The sequence below is a fragment of the Alitiscatomonas aceti genome (genome assembly GCF_025567195.1).
Taxonomy (GTDB): domain Bacteria; phylum Bacillota; class Clostridia; order Lachnospirales; family Lachnospiraceae; genus Alitiscatomonas; species Alitiscatomonas aceti.
On sequence record NZ_JAOQJF010000092.1, the window covers coordinates 1 to 483 of the forward strand.

At 49.9% G+C, this 483-nt stretch carries 1 protein-coding gene; it reads left to right on the top strand.

The genetic code is table 11. From position 1 onward, the window contains the following. Positions 1 to 483: VirB6/TrbL-like conjugal transfer protein, CD1112 family (locus tag OCV69_RS17210; RefSeq protein WP_158360325.1), on the top strand; the 483-nt coding region annotated here is incomplete at both ends.

Below are 483 nucleotides of genomic sequence, written 5' to 3' on the forward strand. Positions count from 1 at the left end.
ATGGCAGTATTTTCAGCATGATTGAGAATCTGTCCAACTCCATCATGGTGCCGATTGCAGGCGTGATCCTGGCTATCGTGATGACCGTAGACCTGATCCAGATGATTGCAGACAAGAACAACCTGCATGATGTGGATACCTGGATGATTTTCAAGTGGGTGTTCAAATCAGCCGCCGCCATCCTCATTGTCACAAACACATGGAATATCGTGATGGGCGTCTTTGATATGGCGCAGAGCGTGGTGGCACAGGCGGCAGGGATCATCGGTTCGGATGCGTCCATTGACATTTCCTCAGTTATGACCGATTTGGAACCGAGACTGATGGAAATGGATCTGGGACCGCTGTTCGGGCTTTGGTTCCAATCCCTCTTTATCGGCATTACCATGTGGGCGCTGTATATCTGTATCTTTATCGTCATTTATGGCCGTATGATCGAGATTTACCGCGCGTCCAGAAGCGCCGCTTTTCATCCAAAGGCGG